We start from the raw sequence: 19,911 nt of genomic DNA on the forward strand, positions 1-19,911 counted from the left end.
AACCGGTGACCCCCGGCCCTGCACGGGGTTGAGCCATACGGACAACCAGGCCCCGATGAACGGACGTGCTCAACATGCCGCCACGGCTCAGTGTCGTCGTACCCGTCCACAACGTCGAGCTCTATCTGACGGACTGCCTGAAGTCCCTCGCGGAGCAGACCATGACCGACCTGGAGGTGGTGATGGTCGACGACGGGTCCACCGACGACAGCGCGGCCCTGGCCGCCGAGTTCGCCGAACAGGACGGCCGGTTCCGGCTGGTGAGCCAGGAGAACGGCGGACTCGGGCACGCCCGCAACACCGGGGTCCGCAACTGCGACCCGGGCGCCCGCCATCTCGCTTTCGTCGACAGCGACGACGTGCTCCCGCCCCGCGCGTACGAACTCCTCGTCGGCGCCCTGGACGAGACCGGCTCGGACATCGCGTCCGGCAATGTGCTGCGGCTGCGGGCCTCCGGAAAGCTCCAGCAGTCGCCCAACTTCCGCAAGCCCATGGCGACGACCCGGCTGCGCACCCACATCTCCCGCGACTGGGACCTCGCCGCCGACCGGATCGCCTGCAACAAGGTCTTCCGCCGGTCCTTCTGGGACGAGCACGCCTTCGCCTTCCCGGTCGGCGCCCTCTACGAGGACATCCCGGTCGTCCTGCCCGCCCACTTCCTGGCCCGCTCCGTCGATGTGCTGAAGGACGCGGTCTACCACTGGCGCGACCGAGCGGGCTCGATCACCACCCGTCGCGCCGTCGTCCGCGGTATCCAGGACCGGGCCTCGCACGTGCTGGGCGTCTCCACGTTCCTCGACGAGCACCGCGGCGCCGCCGACAAACGGCAGTACGACGCGCACGTTCTCGCCAACGACCTCTGGTACTTCATGGAGGCGCTGCCCGGCGGCGACGAGGAGTACCGGCGCGCCTTCCTCACCTACGCGAACGAGTTCACCGACCACGTCGACCCGGCCGTCCTCGACGCGCTCCCGCTGCGGCTGCGCCTGATGTGGCACCTCGTGCGCGAACGGCGGACCGACGAACTGCTGGCCCTGCTCGCCTTCGACAAGGCCGAGCCGGGAGCGTTCGCGGTACGGGGCGTGCGGCGCCGCAGCGCCTCCTTCCCGGCCCTCGTCCGGCCGGTGCCGCCTTCAGTGCTGCGGGTCACCGACCGGGAGCTGCCGCTCATCGCCCGGCTGCGGGACGCCCACTGGCGGGGCGGCAAGCTGCACCTCAAGGGGTACGCGTACATCCGGAATCTGCCCGCCGCCACGCGCGGCACCGAGTTCCGGGCCGGCTGGCTGCGGGCGGGTGGACGGCATGTGCTGCCGCTCAGGCTGCGCACGGTCGCCGAACCCGAGGCCACCGCCCGGTCCCGGCAGAGCCTGCACGACTACGACCGGTCCGGCTTCGAGACCGTCATCGACCCGGCCAGGCTCCGCATCGATGCGGCCGGCAGCCTAGAACGGCTCACCTGGCGCCTGGAGATCGGCATCGCCGGGCACGGCATGCTGCGCCGCTCCGACCTCTCGACGAGCGAGGCGGCCGCACCGCCGCCCGTGCACCGGCCCGACGGCGACCACCGGATCGTGCCCGCCTTCGAGAGCGGCAGGCTCGTCCTGCACGCCGAGCGGATCGATGCCCGCTTCGAGACACACCGCGCGGGCGGCACGGGCGGTGGCGCAGGCACCGTGGTGATCGACGGGATGATCCGCGACCGTTTCGGCAAGGGACCGCTGCGCCTCGCACTCATCCACCGGGACTCGGGTGCCTCCTTCGACTGTCCGGTGACCGTGCACGAGGGGGCCGTGCCCTCGGTGGCGGGGTGGCGGCGCTTCACAGCCGATGTCCCGCTCGGCGCCTTCGCCGACGCCCGGCAGGGGGCGGGGGAGGGGGCGGCGCCCGCACAGCTTCCGTACAGCCTGCAACTCGTCGGCCCGGACGGGCGCAGGACACCGATCGATGTGCCGGGACCCGTACTGCCGGGCCGCTACCCGCTGGGCAGGGACGGCGACCAGCGGCGCGAACTCGGTCTGACCGCAAGCTCCCGCGGCAATCTGCTGATCAGCGACCGCACCGTACAACCCGCCGTCGACCTGGCGACCTGGACGGAGGACGGACGTCTCCTCCTGGAGGGCACCTTCCCCGACGACCCGGAACGGCCCGTCGAGTTGGTGGCCCGGCACAGTGGGCACGGCGAGGAGGCCGTCTTCCCCCTCACCTCCTCCGGGGCCGTCGGGGCGCGGCGGTTCAGGGCCGCGCTCCGGCCGGACGCCGTCGAGGGACCCGGTGGGAAACTGCCGCTGGGCCAAGGCCATTGGTACCTCTTCCTCCGCGAGAAGGGCGCGAGGGACGACGCGTACGACGCCCCGCTGCGCATCCCGGCCGCCGCCCACCGCACCCTGCCCGCCGCCCGCACCCTCGCGAGCCGGAAGTACTTCATCGAACGGCGCTTCCACGACCAACTGCTGATCGACTGCGCATCGGTGCTCACCGCCGCGGAACGCGGTGCGCGCGGCAAGCGGCTGCTGCGCGAGGCGTACCGGGGCCTGCGCATGGCACCCCTGCGCGACACCGTGCTGTACAGCAGCTTCGACGGCCGCCAGTACTCCGACTCGCCGCGCGCGATCCATGAGGAAGTGGCGCGACGGGGCGCCGAGTTGGAACATCTATGGGTGGTGCGCGACCAGCAGGCCCGTATTCCGGCGGGAACCATGGCCGTCGAGCACGGCTCCGCCGCCTGGCACGAGGCGCTGGCCCGCAGCCGTCACATCGTCACCAACACCCAACTGCCGGAGTGGTTCGAGCGACGCGAGGGCCAGTGCGTCGTCCAGACCTGGCACGGCACCCCCCTCAAGCGCATCGGTCTCGACCTCGCGGGCACCGCCCAGGCCAACACCGCCTACATCGCCACCATCGAGGGGCGAGCCCGCCAGTGGAGCGTCCTGGTCTCCCCGAACCGCTTCTCCACCCCCGTCCTGCGGCGCTCGTTCGGCTACCGGGGCGAGGTCCTGGAGTGCGGCTATCCCCGCAACGACCTGTTCCACGCCTCGGACCGGACCAAGGTCGCCGCGGCGGTACGGGAGCGGCTCGGCATCCCCGAAGGCAAGCGGGTCGTGCTGTACGCGCCGACCTGGCGCGAGGACCGGCCGCAGGGCGGCGGCCGCTACGCCCTCGACCTGCAGCTCGACCTGACCGTCGCCGAACGCGAACTCGGGGCGGACACCGTTCTGTTGGTCCGCCGCCACTATCTGGTCACCGACCGTCTCCCGGACAGCGGCAGCGGCTTCGTCCGTGACGTCTCGCGCTACGGGGACGTCGGCGAGCTGATGCTGATCAGCGACGTGCTGGTCACCGACTATTCCTCGCTGATGTTCGACTTCGCCCAGACCGGCCGACCGATGCTCTTCCATACCCACGATCTGGCGCACTACCGCGACACCCTGCGCGGCTTCTGCTTCGACTTCGAGGCCCGCGCCCCCGGCCCCCTGATCCCCGGCTCCGCCGGGCTCATCGAGGCGCTGCGCGACCCGGAGCGGGCCACCAAGGGGCACGCGCAGGCGTACGAGGCATTTCTCCGGGACTTCTGCGACCTGGACGACGGACGCGCGGCGGCGGGGGTGGTCGACCGGATGCTGCAGGGCCTTGACCGGCCCTGATCCGCCGGACCGCGGTCCGTGCAGCCCGGCCGGTCCCGGTGCCGGCCGGGCAGGGGACCCGAGGCCACCACACCCGCCTGAATCGTTTGAGTGATTCAGGGATTCGGACGTTTGCGCAGATGCGCAGGGCATCGAAGTCGCGGTCCATGTAAGTGTGGTCATCGGTGCGTTGCTCAGCGTCTTCGGGTTGCTACGTTCTGTTTTCATGGGTATCCGAATGCGATGCGAAACCTGGGACGTACGACGGGCGCGAGCGGTGGTGCTCATTGCTGCGGCCGCCGGTCTCCTCACCCGAATGCTGATCGCGGCGAATATGCCCGGACCGGCCGACGTGCGGATCTTTCAAGGTTTCGCAGAGGCCATCGTGCGGTACGGCCCCATTCGGATTTACGAACAGCCGCTTCCGGGACTGCCCGTCTACAACCATCCGCCACTGGCGGGCTGGATGCTCCTCGGTCTGCATGAACTGTCCGAACTCGGAATTCCCTTCGGAACGCTGATCAGATCACCCGCCTCGATCGCCGACTTCTTCTGCGCTCTCCTCGTGTTCGAAATCGTGCGCCGGCGCAGCTGTGCCGGTACGGCGGTCGCCTGCGGTGTGGGCGTGGCCGCCAGCCCCGTACTGATCGCCACCTCCGGCTATCACGGCAACACCGACGCGGTCGCCATCACGTTCGCCCTGGCCGCCGCCCATCTGCTCGTGGACCGGAGGTCGCCGCTGGCCGCCGGGGTGTGTGCCGCGCTCTCGATCAGCGTCAAGTTCGTTCCGGTGGTGGTGATTCCGGCGCTGTTCGTCGTCGCGCTGCGGGCCGGCCGGCCGGCGCTCATCCGTTTCACCGCCGGGTTCACCGGCCTCGTCGCCCTCGTCTGGGGACCGGTCCTGGTGACCGTGCCGCAGAGCCTCAAGGAGAACGTCCTGGAGTACGCGGGCGGCAGCTACCGGCTCTGGGGCCTCGTCCGGTTCGCCGATGTGCTCGGCCTGCCGCAGTCCTTCATCACCTTCATCCAGGGCCAGGGCCACTTCCTCTTCGTGCTGGCCTGCGTGGCGGTCGGGGTCTGGCTCGCCCGGCTGCGGCCCGCGCAGCTGCCCGGTGTCGTCGCCGTCACGATGGGCCTCCTGCTGCTGCTCTCCACCGCGTCCGCCCTGCAGTACCTGACCTGGGCGGCCGCCGGGCTGTTCGTCATCGGGTTCTGGGAAGGCGTCGCGTACGGCTGTCTGCTCGGCCTGACGGCGGTCCTCGGTTACCAGGGACGCTCCGCCGTGCACTGGAGCGAAACAGTGCTGCATCTGGGCGAGGCCGGCTGGTTCGTCCTCGCCGCCGCCCTCGCCGGCGGAGTCCGCAAGATCCTCGCCGCGCAGCCGGCCGGACCCCCGCAATCCCCCGCCGAGCGGACCTCGGTCCCGGAGCCCTGCACCCCGCGGCCCACCGGTTCCCCCGTCAACTGACCGCCCCTCCCAAGCACCGAGCGCAACTGGAGAACGCCCCGTGAAGGAAAGCCCGAGCCCCAGGATCGGCATCCTGGTGGTCGCGTACAACGCCGAGACGACGCTGGAGAGGACCCTCGACCGCATTCCGGAAGACTTCCGGTCCAAGGTCGCCGAGGTCCTGATTCTCGACGACGCGAGCCATGACGCGACCTTCACCGCAGGCTGCCGCTGGTCGCAGACGGAGGGACTGCCGCGGACCGTGGTGATGCGGCACACCAAGAATCTCGGATACGGCGGAAACCAGAAGGCCGGATACGCGCTGGCCGCCGAACACGGACTCGACATCATCGTGCTGCTGCACGGCGACGGACAGTACGCCCCCGAATTCCTGCCCGACATGGTCGCACCGATCGAACGCGGCGAATGCGATGCTGTGTTCGGCTCGCGGATGATGAAACCCGGATCCGCTCTCAAGGGCGGCATGCCGATGTACAAATGGCTGGGCAACCGCATTCTCACCCGTCTGGAGAACACCCTTCTCGGCTCGCAGCTCACCGAATTCCACTCCGGGTACCGCGCCTACAGCGTCGCGGCACTCAAGAAGCTGCCGATCCACCGGAACACCGACGCGTTCGACTTCGACACCCAGATCATCGTCCAGCTGCTCAACGAAGGAATGCGGATCAAGGAGATCCCCGTCCCCACCTACTACGGCGACGAGATCTGCTACGTCAACGGCATGAAGTACGCGAAGGACGTCGTCAAGGACGTCCTCGAATACCGGCTCGCCGTCAAGGGATTCGGCACCTGCGCATGGATCCCCAAGCCCGTCGAGTACGCATTCAAGGAGGGCGACGGTTCCTCGCACGCCGTCATCCTGGAGAAGATGCGCAGCCTCCCGCCCGGCCGGGTCCTCGATCTCGGCTGCTCCGGCGGCCTGTTCGCACAGCGCCTCGAAGCCCTCGGCCACGAAGTGACGGGCGTGGACTACGTCGAGGTCCCCGGCGTACGCGAGAAATGCACCCACTTCCACCTCGCCGACCTGGAGGAGGGGCTGCCCGTGGAGATCGGCACCGACTACGACTACGTCGTCGCCGGCGATGTCATCGAGCACCTCTCCCGCCCCGAGCGCGTGCTCGCCGAGGTCGCCACCGTGCTGCGGCCCGGCGGCCATGTGCTGCTCTCCGTACCGAACTTCAGCCACTGGTACTCACGGCTGCGGGTCGCGCTCGGCGTCTTCGACTACGACCGGCGCGGCATCCTCGACGAAACGCATCTGCGCTTCTTCACCCGGGCCAGCCTGCGCCGCACGGTCAGGAATGCGGGCTACGACGTCCTCCACATCGCCTCCACCGGAGCCCCGTTCTGGGCGCTGCTCGGAGGCGGACCGCTCCCCGCGGTCCTCGGCGGGGTGTCGAAGCTGCTCACCCGGATCCGGCCGACGCTGTTCGGCTATCAGCACGTCGCACTGCTCACCCCGCATGCGGCCGAGACGATCATCGCTGGAGAGCACGTCGATGTACAGGACATCCTCGACCGACAGTACGCCCCTGCCGACCGGGTCGGCGTCTGAGGCCGCCGTCCCCCGTCCCACCCCCGCCCCGACGTCCGACACGCCGGTCGCCGCAGTCAGGAGCAAGGCCTTGACCCTCCCCAGTCTGATGCTGCTGCTGTTCGCCGTGTTCTCGTCGGCGGGCGGCCAGATCATGCTCAAGCACGGGATGAAGGGCGCCGCGGCCGCTGCCGCGCAGGGCGGTGGTTCCCTCGCCCTGCGCGCCGCGACCAGCCCCTGGGTCGTCCTCGGCCTGGTGGTCTTCGCGGTGTCCGCCATCGCCTGGATGACCACCCTGGCCAAGGTGCCGCTGTCCATCGCCTATCCGTTCAACGCCCTCGGGTATCTGCTGATCGTGCTGGCCGGGGCGACCGTGCTGCACGAGCGGACCTCGATGTGGACCTGGGGAGGCTCGCTGCTCGTGGTCGTCGGCCTCTTCACGGTGATGGCGGGCCAGCAACGCTGAGCAGACTCAAGCCCGTCCGGTGTTCGAGGACACGCCGCCGGACGGGCCCGGCACCGCACGCTCCCCCAGCAACACCCTCCGCACCACCCGCTCCGCGGCGCGCCCGTCGTCGTACGGACAGAACCGGGCCCGGAACGCGGCCCGCAGCGCCTCGTTCACCGGGCTCCGCCAGCTGCCGTCGAGGAAGATCCGGGCCAGCTCGTCCGTATCGGTGGAGACCGCCCCGGGGGTGTCGCCGGGCTTCCCGGACAGCAGATCGAAGCAGACTCCCCGGACCGTGCGGTACGTCTCCCAGTCGGGGGCGTGCACCACGATCGGGCGGTCCAGATGGGCGTAGTCGAACATCACCGACGAGTAGTCCGTCACCAACGCGTCCGCCGCCAGGCACAGCTCCTCGATCCGCGGATGATCGCAGACATCGACGAGCGAAGGGTGCTCCGGGAGCCCGGCACCCTCGTAGAAGTAGTGGGCGCGGACCATCACCACGGTGTCCGGGCCGAGCGCCTCGCAGAAGCGGACCAGATCGAGCCGGCTGCTGAACCCCGCCTCGTAGTCGCGATGCGTCGGCGCGTACAGGATGGAGCGGCGGCCGGGCCGGATGCCGAGACCCTCGCGGATCTCCGCGATTCGCTCGTCCGTCGCCGTCGCGAAGACGTCATTGCGCGGATAGCCCGATTCGAGGGACCGTGCGGCGCCCGGATAGGCGCGTGCCCACACCTCGGTGGAGTGCGGGTTGGCGGAGACGCTCCAGTCCCACCGGTCGACGCGCTGGAGCAGCCGGTCGAAGTTCAGCCCCTGGGCCGCCGCCGGATAGTCCTGCTGGTCGAGCCCCATGATCTTCAGCGGGGTGCCGTGATGGGTCATCACATGGATCTGGCCGGGGCGCTTGACCAGGTGGTCGGGGAAGTTGACGTTGTTGAAGAAATACGTGGCCCGGGCCAGCAACTGCCAGTAGCGGCGGGTTCCCGGCACCACGTGGTCGATACCCTCGGGCACCGCGTCCACCTGGTTCTTCGACACCACCCACACGCCGCGCACCTGCGGGGCGAGCTCCTGGGCCTTGCGGAAGACGGCCTCCGGATTGCAGCTCATCCCGCGGTTCCAGTACGCGGCGTAGACGGCGAGCCCGGGGTCCAGCGGAAGCCTGCGCTGCCACCAGTAGTAGCGCGCGGACAGGGTGCGCCTGGCCCGCGTCCTGACCGCGCCGGGTGCCGCCCGCAGACTCCGGCGCAGGGCCAGGACCGTGTCGAGGGCGCCGAGCACGACGTACCGGCCACCGCCCATCAGCTTCGGCCGCAGCCCCTGGGCGCCGCCCGGGAAGCGGTGCCCCTCCGGCCGGTGCGCACGGTGGAACGCCGCCACGGACCGTACGTAGCGCCTGCGCCGCCGGGTCACCGACGGGTATCCGGAAAGGAGTTCCCAGGCCGCCCGCTCGAAGAGCAGGGTCCGCACGGGATGCAGGAGCGGCCGGTCCCGTACGAACGCCATCAGACCGGCGTACGCGTCGACGAGCTGGTGCGGTGTCGAGCCGTCCGCCGGTTCCGTCCCGTCGGCCGGAACGGGCAGGTGGCGCCGGCTGCGGTGCTCGACACAGGCGGTGGGGAGTACGGTGACGGACTCGGCCGCGGCGAGGGTCTGCAGTGCGTACATCCGTTCCCCGTGCTGCCCCGGCCCGAAGGACAGCTTCTCGCCCTCGTGGAGGGTGCGGCGCACGGCGCGGTTCCAGGAGACCGGTGCGATGTCCAGGAGTACGGGGTGTTCGAGCAGGGTGAGCCGGCCCTCGGGCAGTTCGCCGAGCAGCTCCAGTGACCGGGTCGGGCGGGGACGGCCCCGGAACGGGCGCCTGTGATGGCCGAACAGCAGCAGTTCGGGGTCACCGGCGGCGTCCAGCCGGTCGGCGACGGCCTGCAGGGCGCCCGGCAGGTGGACGAAGTTGTCCTCCAGGAAGAGGAGATAGTCCCCGAAGGCCCGCTCGGCCCCGGCGTTTCGCCGCCCGTCCGGCCCGGCCCCCGGCGGCAGATGGATGGCCTGCACCCGGTCGTCCCGTGCGGCGAACTCGTCGAGCAGCAGCCCCGAACCGTCCGGTGAACCGTCGTCGACCCCGATCACCTCGATGTCCGTGAACGACTGCGTGAGCACCGACTCCAGGCATTCGCGCAACTGCCCTCGGGCGCGGCGGACGGGGATGATGACACTCAGCCGGGGCATACAGGCTCTTTCTCGGACTCGGGTCTACGGGAGAGGGGCGCGCTCAGGGGTGGTTGGTGGGCTGCGCCCCGGCGAGGCCGAGGCCCGCGGACGCCTGCCGGTCCGCCGGGACCGTGGCCGTGGCCGGTGCGGAGACCGGGACCTGCGCCGGGTTGCCCGCCGCCGGTGCGGGCCGCCGCCGTGCCGGAGGAATCGCGGGCGGCTGCGCGGACGTGTCACCCAGGAAGACCCGGCGCACCACCCGCTCCGCCGCGTGCCCGTCGTCGTACGGACAGAAGCGCTCCCGGAACGCCGCGCGCAGCCGGGCGGAGCGGGTGCTGCACCAGTGGCCGGTCGCGAAGACGTCGAGCAGTTCGTCCTCGCTGTGCGCGATCGCGCCGGGCGGGCAGGAGTGCAGGTCGAAGTAGGTGCCGCGGGCCGCTTCGTACGCCTCGCGGTCGTCGAAGTGGATGACGACGGGCCGGTCCAGATTGGCGTAGTCGAACATCAGCGACGAGTAGTCCGTGATCAGCGCGTCCGAGGCGAGCGCGAGCGCCTCGACGCAGGGGTGGCCGCTGACGTCGATGATCCGCGGGTGCGGTTCGCGGGCCGGCGGAGCCCCGTACGAGTAGTGGGCGCGGCTCAGGAGCACAAAGCCCGGACCGAGGACCCGCAGCACGCGTGTCAGGTCGAGCGCGATGTGCTGGTCGCGCCGGTAGTCGCGGTGCGTGGGCGCGTACAGCAGGGCCAGGGTGCCCTCGGGGATGCCGATCGACTCGCGCAGCTGCGCCACGTCGTCGGCGGTGGCCCGCTGGTAGATGTCATTGCGCGGATAGCCGTACTCCAGCGTCGCGCAGCTCGCGGAGGCCGACGGGTAGGCCTTCTCCCAGACGAGGGTGGAGTGCTGGTTGGCGGAGAGGGAGTAATCCCACTTGTCGACATTGGCGAGCAGTCGGCCGAAGTCCATCCCGTGGGCCGCCGCCGGCCGGTCCTGGAGGTCGAGACCCATGGTCTTGAGCGGTGTGCCGTGGTGCGTCTGGAGCAGCACCTGGCCGCGCCGCTTGACCAGCCGCCGGTCGAAGTTGACGTTGTTCACCAGATACCTGGAGCGGGCCAGCGCCCGCCAGTAGCCGTACGTTCCGGGAGTGAGCCGCTGTGTTGCGGTGGGCACGGTGTGCGCGTCCTCGGGGCGGCAGATCCAGGCGGTCCGCAGGCCGGGGACCAGTTCGCGGGCCTTCGCCTCGATCGCGGCCGGATTGCAGGCGTATCCGCGGTGCCAGTACGCCGCGAACACCGCCCGGTCCGCCTGGACGGGCAGCCGCAGCTGGATGCGGTAGTACGCCTGGAGCGCGGCGGCCCGCAGCACCCGGCGGACGGCCGTGGTGTCCTTCCGCAGCCGGCCGTGCAGCAACTGCGCGGTCCACAGCGCACGGTACGTGCGGTGCGCGCCCAGCCGGATCAGGCCGTGGCGCAGCCGGGCGCGGCGCGGGGCGGGGGCGCCCGGGGCGCTGTAGCGGCCGCAATGGGCGCGGGCGCGGCGGAAGAACTCGGCGCGGCTGCCGCGCGGTAGCCGACCGGGGGTGGTGAAGAGGGTGCAGAAGTGGTCGAGCATCCTGCGGAAGATCACCGGCCGCCAGGGCGCGAGTTCGGGGCGGGCGTCGATGAACGCGAAGACCCGGTCGTACTGTTCGAAGATGTCGAAGTGCTTGCGGCTGGTTGTGGCCAGGATGTTGCCCTGGCGCCGCTGCCGGTAGCCGACGCACACCCGGTCGAGAACCGCGATCGAGCGGGCGGCCAGCAGCACCGGGTACGTCCAGGGCGTGTCCTCGTAGTAGCCGGGCGGGAAGGCGAATCCCTCGGCCTCGACGAACGCCCGGCGGTACGCCTTGTTCCAGACGACCATAAGGACCTTCAGCAGCCCGGGCCGGTCGGCGAGCGTGAAGGTGGCGGGGCCGGTCTCGGCGAGGTGTTCGGCGAAGGTGTTGCGTACGCTTTCGCCCGTCCAGTACGTACGGGCGTAGTCGTAGACCAGGACGTCCGGTTCCCCGGTCTGCTCGATCCGGTCGGCGACGGCCCGCAGGGCGCCGGGGGCGAGGGTGTCGTCGCTGTCCAGGAAGATCAGATAGTCGCCGGTGGCCTGTGCGATCCCGGCGTTACGGGCCCGGCCCAGGCCCACGTTCTCCGGCAGATGCAGGGCCCGCACCCGGTGGTCCCGGGCGGCGAACTCGTCGATGACGGCGCCGCAGGCATCGGGTGAGCAGTCGTCCACCGCGATGAGCTCGAAGTCCTCGAAGGACTGGGTCAGCACCGAGTCCAGGCTCTCGTGCAGATACGCCTGAACCCGGTACGCGGGCACGATGACACTGAACCGGGGCACAACACATCCATGGGTCGTTCGCAGCGCGGGCGGGCGGTCCGCAAACGTCCGATGGAGTGACAGGGTTACGCCAAAACGTGGCAAACCAGCAAAATTGCAGGTGGGGTGGTCCTGTTGCGGTGAACAGGACCACCCCGTGTTGACACACAGCTGTGCGACTACTTCACCGCGCCCGCCATCACGCCGGAGACGAACTGACGCTGGAAGGCGAAGAAGACCGCAAGCGGAATGACCATCGACACGAAGGCGCCGGGTGCCAGCACATCGATGTTGTTACCGAACTGCCGTACCTGCTGCTGCAGGGCCACAGTGATCGGCGGGGAGCCGGAGTCCGCGAAGATCAATGCGACCAGCATGTCGTTCCACACCCAGAGGAACTGGAAGATGCCGAGCGAGGCGATCGCCGGACCGCCCAGCGGCATCACGACCCGGGTGAAGAGCCGGATCTCGCCCGCCCCGTCGAGCCGGGCCGCCTCCAGGAGTTCCCTCGGGATCTCCGCGAAGAAGTTCCGCAGCAGGAAGATCGCGAAGGGCAGACCGAAGGCCGTGTGGAAGATGATCACACCGAAGGTCGTCTCGAAGATTCCGACCGCGCCGAAGAGCTTGGAGACGGGAACAAGGGCGACCTGCACCGGCACCACCAACAGCCCCACGACCACGAGGAACCACCAGTCGCGGCCGGGGAACTCCATCCAGGCGAAGGCGTATCCGGCCAGTGAACCGATCACGACGACCAGGACGGTCGCCGGGACGGTGATCAGGACCGTGCTGAGGAGGGAGTGGGTGATGGTCGAATTGTCCAGCAGTCGGGAGTAGTTGTCGAAGGTGAGCTGGGACGGGGCCGTGAAGACCTTCCACCAGCCGGTTGACGCGATGTCGTCCGCACCGCGCAGCGAGGACAGCATCAGCCCGATGGTCGGCATCAGCCAGAACAGGCCCGCCAGGATGAGGAAGACACGCATCACACCGCCGCCGGCGCGGGCGGCGATGCGTGCGCCGAGGGACTGCTCGGCCTTCACCGGTTCGGTTGCGGCTGTCGTGCTCGTGGCCGTGTTCGACGCTGTCGTCATCGGCGCCCCTCCTTCCGGATCCGGCGGACGTTGCTGTGCTGTCCCGGGGGGCAACCCCCGGACCCCCGGCAGGGGGTGGCGGTCGTGGTCGTCGCTCTCGTCATCGGCGCCCCTCCTTCCGGATCCGGCGGACGTTGAAGAACATCACCGGGAGTACCAGCAGCAGCAGGAGCACGGCGATGGCGCTGCCGATCCCGAGGTCCGCGTCCGTGCCGAACGAGGAGCGGTAGAGCTGGAGCGCCAGCACATTCGCATCGTCCTGCGAGGAGCCCGGCGCGATGATGAAGACCAGGTCGAAGATCTTCAGAACGTTGATCATCAGCGTGACCAGCACCACCGCGAGAACGGGCGCGAGCATCGGCACCGTGATCCGGCGGAACACCTGCCACTCGTTCGCGCCGTCCACCCGGGCCGCTTCCAGGAGTTCACGCGGCAGGCCCGCCAGGCCCGCAGCGATCAGCACCATCGCGAACCCGGCCCACATCCACACGTAGGAGCCGATGATCCCCGGTGTGACCAGGGTCGGGCCGAGCCACTCGACTCCGTTGTACGGCTCCTTGAAGTTGGAGGCGGGGAGCCGGAGTTCGGCGCCGTCCGCCGAAGCGGGCAGGGTGAACGTACCGTCCGCGGCCGCCGTCGCCGAGGCGACCACCTTGCCGTCCTTGACCGCCTCCACCTCGATGCCCTTGAGCCCCAGTTCCTTGGCGTCGATGACATTGGGTCTGCCGCCGCCGCCCCTGGTGAAGTCCAGCCACGCGGTACCGGTGATCTTTCCGGCCCCCGTCGCCGCGGCCTTCGCGGGCTTCGCGTCCGTCGGCATCTTCGCCGGCGCCACACCGACCAGCGGCAACTGCACCGGCTGCCCGGCCCGTACCGGCGCCTTGGTGACGAACGAACCGCCGCCGCCCGCCTTGAGCGGGTGGACGGGCAGCGGATGCGCCTTCGGATAGCCCGCCGACTCGGCGAACGTGTCGTGCACACCCACCCATACGGCGTTGGCGACCCCACGCTCCGGGGCCGCGTCGTACACCAGCCGGAAGATGATGCCCGCGGCGAGCATGGAGATCGCCATCGGCATGAAGACGATCAGCTTGAACGCCGTACCCCAGCGGATCCGCTCCGTCAGCACCGCGAAGATCAGCCCGAGGACGGTGGATACCGTCGGCGCGAACACGACCCAGATCGCATTGTTCTTGACCGCTGTACGGATGGTGTCGTCCGTGAACAGCGCCTTGTAGTTGTCGAGTCCGGCGAAGCCCGTACCCGCCTGGTCGAAGAACGACCGGTAGACGGAGTACACGATCGGATAGACCACGAGCGCGCCCAGCAGCACCAGCGCGGGTGCCAGGAACAGCGCCGCGATGACCCGGCGGGTGCCGGTCACACTTCTGCGGCTGCGTCCCGGGCCGCCGGCCGAGGCATCGGACGGCTTCCTGGGCGCGGGTACCGACGACTGTCCGGACGGATGCTTGTCGGCGGGGGGCACCGCGTCGGCGCCCCCCGCTGCGGCTGTCGTCATCCCGTCAGCTCTTGTACGCCTTGGCTGCGTCGGACTCCAGCTTGGCTTGAGTCCCCGCGATGTCCTTCGGGTTCTTCAGGAAGTCCTGGAGGGTCTTCCACTCGCCCTTCCCGGGCGTCCCGCCGAACGACTGCGGGGCCTGGTCGGACATGTCGAACCGGACGGCGTCACCGGCGGCGATCAGCGCCTTCGCCATGGTGCGCTGCACCTCGTTCGGATACGCGGCGGCGTCCAGGGCCTTGTTCGGCGAGATGAACCCGCCCTGCTCGGCCCAGATCTTCGCCGCGTCCGTCGAGGCCAGCCAGGTCAGCAGGGCCTGGGCGCCCTTGCTGTCCTTCAGGGCCACCGCCGCGTCGCCGCCCGTCACCACGGGGGACTCGGCGCCGACCGCCGGGAACGGGAACACCTTGGCGTCCGTACCGATCTTCGCCTTGGTCTGCGCGATGTTGATACCCACGAAGTCGCCCTCGAAGACCATGGCGCCCTTGGGCTGGTCACCGCCGGTGAACGTCTGGGTGACCGAGGCCGGGAACTCCGTCTGCAGCGCGCCGTCCGCGCCGCCCGCGATCAGGGACGGCTTGCCGAAGAGCTCGGCGAGCGTGGTCAGCGCGTCCTTGACGGACGGGTCGGTCCACTTGATCTTGTGCTGGGCCAGCTGGTCGTACTTCTCCGGGCCGGCCTGGGAGAGGTAGATGTTCTCGAACCAGTCGGTGAGGGTCCAGCCGTCCGCCCCGCCGACCGAGACCGGGGTGACACCCGAGGCGGAGACCGTCTCGGCCGTCGCCAGGAAGTCCTTCCAGGTCTTCGGTTCGTTCGCGCCCGCGTTCTCGAACGCCTTGGCGTTGTACCAGATCAGGGACTTGTTGGCGGCCTTGAAGTAGACGCCGTACTGGGTGCCGTCCACCGCGCCGAGGTCCTGCCAGACCTTCGAGTAGTTCTTGTTCAGCTGGGCCTTGGCGTCGGCGCCCACCGGCTTGGCCCACTTCTTCTGGGCGGCCTGCTGGATCGCGCCGACCTGCGGGATCATCGCGACGTCCGGCGGCTGACCGCCCGCGATCTTCGTACCGAGGAAGTTGACGATCGGGTCCTGCGCCGGGACGAAGGTGACCGTGGCGCCCGTGCGCTTCTCGAACTCCTTGAGAACCTTGACGAAGTTGGCCTGCTCGGGGCCGGTCCAGACCGCCGCGACCGAGATCTTCTCGCCGTCCAGTTTCGGTAATACGACGCTCGACGAGCTTCCCTTGCCGCCCCCGGAGCTCTTGTCCGGCTTTCCTTTTCCGCTGCCGCCGTCGTCACCGCAACCGGTCAGAGCCAGTGCGCCGATGGCGGTGAACACCATGGCGGCCCTGCTGATCCCAAGGGTTGTGCGCATCGCTGCCCCGTCTCTCACATCGTTGTGTGCGCACAGTCCTACGCCCGGTGCACGGGCGCCGCAATACCGCTTCTCGTGTCAACTCGTTGATCGTGATGGGCTCGTGACGTGATGTCAGTGGATGTTCGGGCCCGGCGTCGCTTCAGGAGCGGACGGACCCGAACGGGGTTATCGGCTCGGCGTTCACCGACCTGGCCGCCCGCTCCAGCGCACTGGCCAGCAGCGCCAGGTCCGTCGGACCGTTGCCCAGCTCGCGGACCGGGCGACGGGCCGGCGGATCGCCCATCCGCTCCCACTCCAGCGGGACGACGGTGGGGCGCAGGGTCGCCGTACGTGGAATACGTCCCGTCACTCTGCCGCCCTGGAACGGTGTCACCCGCCCGTCCGGATGCCCCAGCCGGCCACGTCCGGGCGCCGGATCCTCCGGCGACGGCGGGACGACCGGCGCGTCGAGCACGATACGCAGCCGGGCCCCATGGGCCAGGTCCGTGTCCTCCGTACGGTCCGGGCGGGCGGACGTCGCGACCAGGTGGACGCCGAGCCGGCCGCCGTCCCTGGCCACGGCCTCCAGGGCCCGTACGACCGACCCCGCGGCGGGGCGGCCGGGGCTGCCGAGCGCCGGGGCGACCAGCGCGTCGAAGTCGTCGACCAGGACGACGAGCCGGGGCAGCGGGGAGGGGCCGGGGTCCGTGGACCGTGCTGCGGTGGGCCGCAGCCGGAGCGTCCCGCTCGCCGGGGAGTCGAGGTCTCCGCGCTGCTCCGCGGCGCCCGGCGGGCGCTGGCCGGCCATCCGCTGCGCCACCTCGTGCCGGTGGTGCCACTCGGTGAAGTCGTACTGGCCGAGCAGTTCGGCGCGCCGCTTCAGTTCGCCGCCCAGCGCCTGCGCGAACTCGCGCATCCGTACCGGATCCGAGGCCACCAGGTGCGTGAACGCGTGCGGGAGTTCGGTACACGGGCGCAGGCTCTCACCACGCTCGCCACCGGCGCCGTCGACCAGGAGTATGCCCAGCCGGTCGGGCCGGGCTGCCGCGGCCAGCGAGGCGGCGACGGCCCGCAGCAACTCCGTACGTCCGCTGCCGGCCGGCCCCTCGATGAGGAGATGGGGGCCCTCCTCCGCCAGATCCACACTGACCGCGCCCCGGGGCCCCGCCCCGAGCACCACGACGGGCCGCCCGGCGGCCACGGCAGCGGTGCCTTCGGCCCGGGCGGCTGCGGGCATGCCGGTGCCCGTGTCCGCTTCCACGGCGGTACGTGCGGCTGCCGCTCCGCTCCCGGCGCCTCGCGCCGCGACCTGGGGTGTGTCGCCGCCGCGCGGTCCGCTGACCCGGTTCGAGCTCCGCCCGGATCCGGCGGAACGGAGACTGCCGGCCCCCTGGACATCACCTCCGCCCCAGGTACCGGACGCGGGAACGGTGCGGGAGCTCGGGGTGTCCCCGGGCGAACTGCCGTAGCGCCCACCGCCGGCACGGGGGGCGGAGGTGCCGGGGTACGGGGTGCGTCCGGAGCCACCGGTGTCGTGGGCGTCGTCGCGCACGAGGCCGTGGCCGACGGTGCCGATGTGGGTGATGGTCTCGCTGCCGGGGTACGGGGTGCGCCCCGAGCCGGGTGCGTACCCGCCCGCGCGGTCCGGCCCCGGTGCGCCACCTGTGCGCTGGGCGCCCACGCGGGGGCCCGCACTGCGCGGGTACTCCGTACGTCCCGAACCGCGGGCATCCGCGTCGGCCGCATCCGTACCGCCACCGGCGCCCGCCGGCCCGCCTGCCCAGCGGCCCGAACCGCGGACCGTGGCGCCGGGCTGGTCGTCCGCGGTGGAGGCCCAGCGGGCCATCAGGGATGCCGGGGTGGCACGCGCCAGGCCCAGTTCGTCCAGCAGCCGAGCGGTCGGCGGGAGCGCGGCCGACGCGGGCCGGCCGTGGGCCGATGCCGAACCCTCCGTACGCAGCGGGGCCAGCGCCCGGCCGAACCGCTCGGCCCAGTGCGCCGACACCGCGTCCACCGCGGCGACCGTGCCGCGGCCCGCGGCCCGGCCGTCCGCCGTGCGCAGCAGCCGCAGTGCCGTGGCCACATCACCGCTCAGCATCGCCACCGCCCCGCACTCGCGGAACGCGATCGAGGCGTGGCAGGCGGCCTCGTACGTCGCCGCGACCGGTGAGGTGGGCGTGGCGGCCGGAGTCTCGGCGAGACAGATCAGATGGATTCCGGCAGCGGCACCCGCGGCGGCCAGCCGGGCGGTGTTCTCGCGCAGCACCGCCGAGCCGGGGTCGCCGTCGACGATCACCACGGTGTACGGGCCCGAGTACTGCCTGGCCGCCTCGGTGACCGTGCTGCTGTCCAGGCTCGCCCAGCCGGGCCCCAGCGGCCCGTCGTCCAACCGACGCACCAGCTCCGTCGTACGGGCGACGGCCTGCTCCCGGTCGTACGCGAGGAGCAGCCGGCAGTCCTGGCCGTGCATGGGGCGTAGATGGGGCAGCCAGCCGAGCCAGGCCCATTCGCGCCTGCGCTCGTCCGCGCTGCGGGCGCGGTCCGTGCTGATCAGCATGATCTCCAGATCGGCGGGGGAGTGCAGCGCGGCGAGCTGAGCCACCGCTGAACGGGCGAGTCCGGCCAGCCGGGTCCGCGGCCCGGCGAGCCCGAGGGAGCCGGCCTCCCGCAGCCCCACGGTCACCGGCACGGCGGGCAGCTCGGCCCGGTCCGTCGTCCCCAGGCGCACCACGAGCACCTCCGGGTGCGCGGTGTCGCGCTCCCACAGCCGGGGGCCGGGGCCGAGCGCGGTCAGCAGCACGGCCGCGGGGTCGGGCCAGATGCTCTCCGCGGCGGATCCCGATGGTGTCGCGGGGGAGGCGGCGCCCGGGAACGGCAGCCCGGCCGCGCCTGTCTCGTCGGACGTCGCCTCGTGCACCGGCTCGCCCCTGTTGCCCGCGAGCCTGCGCGCCCAGGCGCCTATCCCGCCCCGCCGGGGTGTCCCGTCGTCCGGGAAGCGGGGGGAGCGCTCGGAGGGGGACTGGCGGCAGGTGTCGGCCCACCCGCCTTCGCCGCTCTCGTACGTGTGACGGTCGCCGGGCCCCTCGTGCGGGGCGGGCCCGGGGTCGGCGGCGGCCGGGGCGTACCCGTGGCGGGAGCCGTACTCCTCGGCGAAGCCGCCATCGGCGGCGGCCGCGCCTGCCGTACCGGACACCCGCAGATGCCCCTCGCCGTCCGGGGCCGTCGCCAGCGTCGGCGTACGCGCGCCCGAGGTCAGCCGGAGCGTCGATTCGCCGAGCCGCAGCAGCGCGCCGGGCTTCAGACGGACCGGGCGGTCGCGGACCTCCCTGCCGTCGAGCAGGGTGCCGTTGGTGGAGCCCAGGTCTGCCACGGAGACCAGGCCGTCCGCGGAGACCGTCACCGTGCAGTGCAGCCGGGACACATCGGGGTCGTCGAGCGGGACGTCCGCGTCGGCGGAGCGGCCGATCCGGATCCGGCCGCCGTGCAGCAGATGGACCCCGCCCGCGTCGGGCCCCGCGACCACGTGCAGCTGCGCCGGAACGGCGTCGTCCGCCGCCTCGTCCTCGCCCGGGACCTGGAGCGAGAGCACCGCTCCGTCGACCAGCGGGGGCTCACCCAGTGCGCACCGCTGCGCGTCGAGCCGCTCACGCCCGGCGAACAACACCACCGCACCGCTGCCGAGCGAGCCGTCGGGCCCGGAGACGGCCGCGGCCAGATTGGACGCCACCGTGGCGAGCGCCGTCCCCGGCGGGGCGGTGACCAGCACGTCGCAGGCGCGCGCCGGGGTCTGGCCGCTGCGCGGCGCGAGGACGGTCAGCCGGATCTGCATCGCCGTCAGCGGTCCCTTCTGCGCGGGGCGCCGGGCAGGGGAAACGCCCTGTGATTCCCCCCACCCGACCCGGACGCGTCGTCCGGTACAGGTTCGTCACGTGCCACAGGGCTCCCTACCCCACAGTCCGTGCTGAAGGCATCCTCGCACCTGTCACCGACAACACGCCCGGGGGCCACCGCTAAGTGATCTTGAAAGGTCGGCTGTGTGCCCATAAGTGCCTGCTTGGAACGTTTTCCGCGGCAGCGCAACCGATCCGGGAGAGCGCCCGGAACGGTTCATCGCACGTGCGTACGGCAACCATCCGCCCGGTGTGAGCGTCTTGTTCCGCAACCGGCCGGTACCTCCTTCAGGAGGCAATCGGGCCCGGCGGACAAGGGCGGCGACGGCAACCGGGCGGACCCGCCCGACCTCGCCGGTCACCCCACTAGAGTGGGCCGGAACTCCCGGGGGATCCGGGAGCACCGCAAGCACCACGATCAGCAGG

At 71.1% G+C, this 19,911-nt stretch carries 10 protein-coding genes; 4 read left to right on the forward strand and 6 right to left on the reverse strand.

Annotated features, from left to right (window positions below; translation table 11 throughout):
- Positions 1-74: 74 nt before the first annotated feature.
- The 4 genes from OG953_RS26700 (at position 75) to OG953_RS26715 (ending at position 7,088) form a co-directional block, all read left to right on the forward strand.
- The gene (locus tag OG953_RS26700) at positions 75-3,641 is read left to right on the forward strand and encodes a CDP-glycerol glycerophosphotransferase family protein (protein ID WP_405692088.1); all 3,567 of its coding nucleotides are present in this window, start codon (positions 75-77) and stop codon (positions 3,639-3,641) included.
- 205 nt (positions 3,642-3,846) lie between these two features.
- Positions 3,847-5,088, forward strand: coding sequence for a hypothetical protein (locus OG953_RS26705; protein WP_405687397.1), 1,242 nt, complete (start codon positions 3,847-3,849; stop codon positions 5,086-5,088).
- Between the two features lie 40 nt (positions 5,089-5,128).
- A complete protein-coding gene (locus OG953_RS26710) occupies positions 5,129-6,643 on the forward strand; it encodes a methyltransferase domain-containing protein (RefSeq protein WP_405687398.1) in 1,515 nt (504 codons plus the stop codon).
- A 70-nt stretch (positions 6,644-6,713) separates the two neighbouring features.
- Positions 6,714-7,088, forward strand: a complete 375-nt coding sequence (locus tag OG953_RS26715; protein ID WP_405687400.1) for a hypothetical protein — start codon at positions 6,714-6,716, stop codon at positions 7,086-7,088.
- A 6-nt stretch (positions 7,089-7,094) separates the two neighbouring features.
- Here OG953_RS26715 and OG953_RS26720 read toward each other — a convergent pair whose 3' ends face one another.
- From OG953_RS26720 to OG953_RS26745, 6 genes are all read right to left on the reverse strand, one after another.
- Positions 7,095-9,296, reverse strand: a complete 2,202-nt coding sequence (locus tag OG953_RS26720; protein ID WP_405687401.1) for a CDP-glycerol glycerophosphotransferase family protein — start codon at positions 9,294-9,296, stop codon at positions 7,095-7,097.
- A gap of 43 nt (positions 9,297-9,339) precedes the next feature.
- Positions 9,340-11,652 carry a CDP-glycerol glycerophosphotransferase family protein gene (locus OG953_RS26725; protein WP_405687403.1) on the reverse strand — a complete coding sequence of 771 codons (2,313 nt, stop codon included), beginning with the start codon at positions 11,650-11,652 and terminating at the stop codon, positions 9,340-9,342.
- 158 nt (positions 11,653-11,810) lie between these two features.
- Positions 11,811-12,722: a carbohydrate ABC transporter permease gene (locus OG953_RS26730; protein ID WP_405687404.1), complete on the reverse strand. Its 912-nt coding sequence runs from the start codon at positions 12,720-12,722 to the stop codon at positions 11,811-11,813.
- A 100-nt stretch (positions 12,723-12,822) separates the two neighbouring features.
- Entirely contained in the window at positions 12,823-14,241 is a 1,419-nt protein-coding gene (locus OG953_RS26735; protein ID WP_405687405.1) for a carbohydrate ABC transporter permease, read from the reverse strand.
- Positions 14,242-14,245: 4 nt separating this feature from the next.
- A complete protein-coding gene (locus OG953_RS26740) occupies positions 14,246-15,613 on the reverse strand; it encodes an ABC transporter substrate-binding protein (RefSeq protein ID WP_405687407.1) in 1,368 nt (455 codons plus the stop codon).
- 142 nt (positions 15,614-15,755) lie between these two features.
- On the reverse strand, positions 15,756-19,424 hold the full coding sequence (locus OG953_RS26745) for an FHA domain-containing protein (protein WP_405687409.1): 3,669 nt from the start codon (positions 19,422-19,424) through the stop codon (positions 15,756-15,758).
- Positions 19,425-19,911: the final 487 nt, after the last annotated feature.

Origin of the sequence: Streptomyces sp. NBC_00057 (assembly GCF_045041165.1) — a bacterium.
Lineage (GTDB): Bacteria > Actinomycetota > Actinomycetes > Streptomycetales > Streptomycetaceae > Streptomyces.